7 protein-coding genes are annotated in these 6,146 nt (G+C 66.1%); 2 read left to right on the plus strand and 5 right to left on the minus strand.

Translation table 11 applies throughout. The annotated features are described in order from the left end of the window. Positions 1-20: 20 nt before the first annotated feature. The 5 genes from RH90_RS04080 to coxB form a co-directional block, all read right to left on the minus strand. Positions 21-572: a cytochrome c oxidase assembly protein gene (locus RH90_RS04080; RefSeq protein ID WP_010184052.1), complete on the minus strand. Its 552-nt coding sequence runs from the start codon at positions 570-572 to the stop codon at positions 21-23. After that, positions 572-733 (minus strand): hypothetical protein, encoded by a 162-nt coding sequence (locus tag RH90_RS23885; RefSeq protein WP_198283385.1) that lies wholly within the window; start codon positions 731-733, stop codon positions 572-574. Before RH90_RS23885 ends, RH90_RS04080 begins: the two co-directional genes overlap by 1 nt. After that, entirely contained in the window at positions 730-1,638 is a 909-nt protein-coding gene (locus tag RH90_RS04085) for a heme o synthase (protein WP_010184053.1), read from the minus strand. Before RH90_RS04085 ends, RH90_RS23885 begins: the two co-directional genes overlap by 4 nt. A 166-nt stretch (positions 1,639-1,804) precedes the next feature. After that, complete coding sequence (ctaD, locus tag RH90_RS04090; protein WP_010184054.1) at positions 1,805-3,469, minus strand: cytochrome c oxidase subunit I; 1,665 nt, start codon at positions 3,467-3,469, stop codon at positions 1,805-1,807. Between the two features lie 3 nt (positions 3,470-3,472). Further along, positions 3,473-4,606 (minus strand): cytochrome c oxidase subunit II, encoded by a 1,134-nt coding sequence (gene coxB / locus RH90_RS04095; protein WP_010184055.1) that lies wholly within the window; start codon positions 4,604-4,606, stop codon positions 3,473-3,475. Positions 4,607-4,794: 188 nt separating this feature from the next. Between coxB and pyrE the strand changes: the two genes are divergently transcribed. Further along, positions 4,795-5,376, plus strand: a complete 582-nt coding sequence (gene pyrE / locus RH90_RS04100; RefSeq protein WP_010184056.1) for an orotate phosphoribosyltransferase — start codon at positions 4,795-4,797, stop codon at positions 5,374-5,376. After that, on the plus strand, positions 5,373-6,101 hold the full coding sequence (locus RH90_RS04105) for a pyridoxine 5'-phosphate synthase (protein ID WP_010184057.1): 729 nt from the start codon (positions 5,373-5,375) through the stop codon (positions 6,099-6,101). Before pyrE ends, RH90_RS04105 begins: the two co-directional genes overlap by 4 nt. Positions 6,102-6,146: the final 45 nt, after the last annotated feature.

The raw sequence follows: 6,146 nt of genomic DNA on the forward strand, positions 1-6,146 counted from the left end.
TCTCGTCCCGTAACCCTGCTCTAGCCTTTGGCTTTCGCGGAATCCACCGGGTAAAACGTGTAGCTCAACGTGATCGTCTGGACGTCGCTCGCGTCGGGATCCTGCAGGATCTTGGGGTCGACGAAGAAGATCACCGGCATCCGCGCGGTCTCGCCGGGCTTCAAGGTCTGCTGGGTGAAGCAGAAGCACTGGATCTTGGTGAAGTATTTGCCGACCTGATACGGCGTGACGTTGAACGTCGCGGTGCCGGTGATCGTCTTGTCAGACGTGTTGGTCGCGGTGAAGAAGGCCATGTCGCGCGCACCGATGTCGACCGTCTCGGACGGGTTTTCGGGGGCGAACTTCCACGGCATGTGCGGCGCGACATTGGTGTCGAAATCGATCCGCATCTGCTGGCTGACCGCGCCGGGTGCGCGCAAGGCGCGCTGCGTCGTGCCGTTGAGCCCGGTCGCCTGGCAGAACATGCGATAGAGCGGGATGCTCGCCCAGCCGAGCCCGGTCATGAAGCACACGCCCAGAACGGCGAAGAGCGCGGTGCGGAGCTTCCCGTCGGCGCCGATCGCGCGCAGCATCAGTGCGGCATCCCCGCCTTGATCTTGGCGATGGTGATTGCGAAGACCAGCACGACGAACGCGCCGAGGATGACGCCGAGTACCGCCGCCCGCGTGCGCTGGCGCTTGCGGACGAGGTCGGCGTGCGGGACCGAAAGGTCTGGGCGCGGGTCTGGGTTCATGCGGTCAGCCGATCGATAGCGAGGGTGGCGAAGATCGCGAGGATATAGCCGATCGAATAGACGAACAGGAAGCGTTCGGCCTTCATCTCGGCAGGCGTGGCGGCGCGTTGGACGACGACCCAGGCAGTGAGACCGAGAAAGATCGCCGACGTCGCCGCGGCGACGATCCCATAGGTCGCGCCCGCCAGACCGAGCGGCCAGGGCGAGACCGCCGCGGCCGCCATCAGCACCGCATAGAACAGCATCTGCCAGCGCGTCGTGCGCGCGCTCGCCACGACGGGGAGCATCGGCACGCCGCCCTTGGCATAATCGTCGCGGATCAGCAGCGCGAGCGCCCAGCTGTGCGGCGGAGTCCATAGGAAGATGATCGCGAACATCAGCAGCGGCAGCGTCGAAATGCTGCCCGTGGCGGCGACCCAGCCGATCAGCGGCGGGAAGGCGCCCGCGGCGCCGCCGATAACGATATTCTGCGGCGTACGACGCTTGAGGCCGACGGTGTAGACGAGGACGTAGAACAGGATCGACGCGGCGAGCAGCGTCGCGGCGAGCAGCCCGATCGCCATCCCCATCAGCAGCACCGAGAACACGCCGAGCCCGACGCCGAACTGCAGCGCGGTCTCGCGCTCCATCTTGCCGGCGGGGAGCGGGCGCTTGGCGGTGCGCTTCATCAGCGAATCGATGTCGGACTCATACCATTGGTTGAGCGCACCCGCCGCGCCTGCCGCCATCGCGATGCACAGGATCGCGGTGAAGCCGAGCACGAAGGGAAGCTGCACCGGCGCCGCGAGCATCCCACACAGCGCGGTGAACACCACCGAGCGCATCACGCGCGGCTTGGTCAGCGCGAAAAAGTCGCGCCAGTCGGCGGGAAGCATGGCGGTGGGAGTAAGCGTGGTTACGGTCATTTCACTTCTACCCCCCTCCCGCGTGCGGGAGGGGCTGGGGGTGGGCTCGCGCTTTCAACCAAGCGCTGAGTCGCGGGGTGCGCGCGAGAGCCCACCCCTACCCCTCCCGCACGCGGGAGGGGACAAAAGATCGACCCTCGCCGCGCAGGCGGCGAGGGTCGGAAGCTCAATCGATCCGCGGCAGCGTCTCGAACTGGTGATACGGCGGCGGGCTCGACAGCGTCCATTCGAGCGTGGTCGCCCCCTCGCCCCACGGGCTGTCGCCGGCCGGCTTACCCTTGGCGAGCGACCAGATGACGTTGACGAAGAACACGATCATCGAGAACGCCATGATCTGATAGCCGATGCTCGCGACATAGTTCCAGTGCGCCAGCGCGTCGGTATAGTCCGGCACGCGCCGCTGCATGTTCTGCAGGCCGAGGAAGTGCATCGGGAAGAACAGCACGTTCACGCCGACGAAGAAGATGTAATAGTGAATCTGCCCGAGAACCTCGTTGTACATCTTCCCCGACATCTTCGGGAACCAGTAATAGAAGCCCGAGAAGAGCGAGAACACCGCACCCAGCGACAGCACGTAGTGGAAATGCGCCACGACGTAATAGCTGTCCTGCATATAGTCATCGATGCCGCCATTGGCGAGCACGACGCCGGTCACGCCGCCGACGGTGAACATGAAGATGAAGCCGATCGCCCACAGCATCGGCGTCTTGAAGCTGATCGAGCCGCCCCACATCGTCGCGATCCACGAGAAGATCTTGATGCCGGTCGGCACGGCGATCACCATCGTCGCCGCGGTGAAGTACATTTTGGTGTTGACGCTCAAGCCCGTGGTGAACATGTGGTGCGCCCACACGACGAAGCCGACCACGCCGATCGCGACCATCGCATAGGCCATGCCGAGATAGCCGAACACGGGCTTCTTCGAGAAGGTCGAGATCACCTGGCTGACGATGCCGAAGCCCGGCAGGATCATGATGTAGACCTCGGGGTGGCCGAAGAACCAGAACAGATGCTGGTACAGGATCGGATCGCCGCCGCCCGCCGGATCGAAGAAGGTCGTGCCGAAATTGCGGTCGGTCAGCAGCATCGTGATCGCGGCGGCGAGCACCGGGAGCGCCAGCAGCAGCAGGAAGGCGGTGACCAGCACCGACCAGACGAACAGCGGCATCTTGTGCAGCGTCATGCCCGGCGCGCGCATGTTGAAGATGGTGGTGATGAAGTTGATCGCGCCGAGGATCGACGAAGCGCCCGCGAGATGGAGCGACAGGATCGCCATGTCGGTCGACGGCCCCGGCTCGCCATAGGTCGAGAGCGGCGCGTAGAGCGTCCAGCCGTTGCCCGCACCACCGAAGAAGGGCGAGGCGAGCAGCAACGTGAAGCTCGGGATCAGCAGCCAGAACGAGATGTTGTTCATCCGCGGGAAGGCCATGTCGGGCGCGCCGATCATGATCGGCACGAACCAGTTGCCGAAACCGCCGATCATCGCCGGCATCACCATGAAGAACACCATGATCAGCCCATGCGCGGTGATCAGCACGTTCCACAGATGGAGCGAATGATCGAGGCCCTGCTCGCCGCCGGGCAGGAAGCTCGCCCAATAGCCGAGATACTGGATCTCGGGATGCGCGAGTTCGGCACGCATCAGCCCCGAAATCGCGCCGCCGATGATCCCCGCGGTGATCGCGAAGATCAGGTACAGCGTGCCGATATCCTTGTGATTGGTCGACATGAACCAGCGCGCGAAGAACGACATCTGATGATCATCGTGCGCGTGCGCGTCATGCGGCGGATGCGCTTCGAAAGCGTGGCCGGTGAGAGCGGAGTCGGTCATGGCTTATTGTCCAACTGTGCCGGCGCCGGCGGGATTGGCCGTCGCGCTCGTGGTTCTGACAGGTCCGGTGGCGGTGCCCGCCTCGACCGGGCCGGTGACGTTCGCGGTGACGTCCGCCGCTGGTGCCGCGGTGACCGCGGGAGCAGCCGCACCCGGCATCGTGCCGCCCTTGGCCTTGACCCACTGCGCGAACACCGCCGGCGCCACCGCCTCGACCGTGATCGGCATATAGCCATGGCGCGCGCCGCAAAGTTCGGAGCACACCCCGAAATAAACGCCGGGCTTGTCGATCGTGAAGCTCGTCTCGTTGAGGCGGCCGGGGACGGCGTCGAGCTTGATCCAGAACGCCGGGATTTCCCAGCTGTGGATCACGTCGTTCGAGGTGGTGATCAACCGGATCGGCACGCCGACCGGGAGCACGACGCGATTGTCGGTTGCCAGCAGCCGCGGCCCGTCGATCGCGGTCCGCGCGCGCTCGCCCTTGCCGGTTTCGCCCGCTTCCTTGAGCATGTTCGAGGTGATCTCGAATCCGCCATTGTCGGGATATTGATACGACCAATACCATTGATTGCCGATCGCCTTAAGCGTCACCGCAGTCTTCGGCGCGGGCTTGTACTGCGCCTGGAGCAGCCCGATCGACGGCAGCGCTAGGCCGAGCAGGATCAACACCGGCAGGCCCGTCCACAGCACTTCGAGGATCGTGTTGTGCGACGTCTTCGAGGCGACCGGATTGTTGGCCTTGCGATAGCGGATGACGACCCAGACGAGCAGCAGCAACACGAAGACCGTGATGATCGTGATCGTCGGGACGAGCAGCCAATTGTGGAACCACAAGGCCTGTTTGCCGTTCGGCGTGACCTGCGGCTGGATCGTGATCAACCCATCGACCGGCTGGCCGACCTTGGGGTCGATCGCCATCGCGGGTGCGCCATCGACCGCGAGCATCGGGTCGTTCGACACGGCAGCGGAGGCAGGCGCGGCCTGGGTGGCGGCGGGCGAAGCGGCGACGGGCGCGGCTTCGACGGGTTTGGCGACAGGCGCGATCGGGGACGGTTGCGGCGCGGCGTCGGCCGCTCCGATGCTCGAGATCGCGAGGCTCGCCGCCAGCACGATCGATTTGATCCCGATCCTACGCATCGTCTGCTTCTACCCTCTGCAGCACCGCTTTTACGGCATTATCAAGACGGGGATACGCCTTTATGCCCCGGCGTATAGCAGGCTATGCCCCGGCCTCAACCCGCGGCGACGCCTTTTTTGGCGCAATCGTTGCGTCGGCGCGCCCGCAACCCTAATCAGGCCGCTCTTCCCTACAGGACGGACCGACCATGACCGACGCCGATGTTCTCGCCGAATTCCGCGCCGCCGAGGCGTTGCTGGAGGGGCATTTCATCCTGTCGTCGGGATTGCGCAGCGGCCGCTATCTCCAGTGCGCGCGCGTGCTGATGGACCCGGCGCGCGGCGCGCGGTTGGCCGAGGCGCTCGTCGCGCGGCTGCCGGCTGAGGTCCGCGCGCAGATCGCTGCGGTGATCTCGCCCGCAATGGGCGGCGTGATCGCGGGACATGAGATGGGCCGCGCGCTCGGTGTGCCCGCGATGTTCCTCGAACGGCCCGAGGGCGTGTTTGAACTGCGCCGCGGTTTCCGGATCGAACCCGGCACCAAGGTTTTGATGATGGAAGACGTCGTCACCACCGGCCTGTCGTCGCGCGAGGCGATCGCCGCGATCGCGCGCGCTCGTGGCGAGACCGTCGCGGCGGCGGCATTGGTCGACCGTTCGAGCGGGACCGCCGAGCTCGGCGTGCCGTTCTTCCCGCTGATCCGGCTCGACGTGCCGACCTACGCCGCCGACGCGCTTCCGCCCGTGCTCGCGGCGATCCCCGCGATCAAGCCCGGGAGCCGCGCCGCATGAGCCGCGCGCTGCGCCTCGGCGTCAATATCGATCACGTCGCGACGGTGCGGAATGCGCGCGGCGCGGGCTATCCCGATCCGGTGCGCGCCGCGCTGCTCGCGGCCGAGGCCGGAGCCGACGGCATCACTGCGCATCTGCGCGAGGATCGCCGCCACATCACCGACGACGACATCGCGCGGCTGTCGGAACAGTTGTCGATCCCGCTCAACCTCGAAATGGCGGCGACCGACGAGATGCTCGCGATCGCCTTGCGCCACACGCCGCACGCCGCGTGCATCGTTCCCGAAAAGCGCGAGGAAGTGACGACCGAGGGCGGGCTCGACGCGGCCGGGCGCTTCGATCGGCTCGAACCGCTGGTCGGCGCTCTGCGTGATGCAGGGATCCGCGTCTCGCTGTTCATCGAGCCCGATGCGCGCCAGATCGATGCGGCGATCCGGCTCGGCGCGCCGGTGATCGAACTCCATACGGGTCGCTATTGCGATATCACGGGCGAAGCGCAAACGGCGGAGCTGCGCCGCCTGATCGATGCGGCAGCGCTGGCGGCGAAGAACGGCATCGAGGTGCACGCCGGGCACGGCCTGACCTACGCCAATGTCGCGCCGATTGCGGCGATCCCGCAGGTGCGCGAATTGAACATCGGGCATTTCCTGGTCGGCGAGGCGCTGTTCGTCGGGCTGGGCGAAGCAGTGCGGCAGATGCGCGCGGCGATGGATGCGGCGCGGTGAGGGGAGTTTCTTCTTCCCCCCTCCCGCTTGCGGGAGGGGCTGGGG

It is taken from the genome of Sphingomonas sp. PAMC 26605 (genome assembly GCF_000241485.1).
GTDB lineage: Bacteria > Pseudomonadota > Alphaproteobacteria > Sphingomonadales > Sphingomonadaceae > Sphingomonas.

Excerpts from the sequence above, each read along its gene's own strand:
- pyrE (WP_010184056.1), top strand. The coding sequence starts at position 4,795 with ATGACCGACGCCGATGTTCTCGCCGAATTCCGCGCCGCCGAGGCGTTG.
- RH90_RS04085 (WP_010184053.1), bottom strand. The coding sequence starts at position 1,638 with ATGACCGTAACCACGCTTACTCCCACCGCCATGCTTCCCGCCGACTGG.
- RH90_RS04080 (WP_010184052.1), bottom strand. The coding sequence starts at position 572 with ATGCTGCGCGCGATCGGCGCCGACGGGAAGCTCCGCACCGCGCTCTTC.
- RH90_RS04105 (WP_010184057.1), top strand. The coding sequence starts at position 5,373 with ATGAGCCGCGCGCTGCGCCTCGGCGTCAATATCGATCACGTCGCGACG.
- ctaD (WP_010184054.1), bottom strand. The coding sequence starts at position 3,469 with ATGACCGACTCCGCTCTCACCGGCCACGCTTTCGAAGCGCATCCGCCG.
- coxB (WP_010184055.1), bottom strand. The coding sequence starts at position 4,606 with ATGCGTAGGATCGGGATCAAATCGATCGTGCTGGCGGCGAGCCTCGCG.
- RH90_RS23885 (WP_198283385.1), bottom strand. The coding sequence starts at position 733 with ATGAACCCAGACCCGCGCCCAGACCTTTCGGTCCCGCACGCCGACCTC.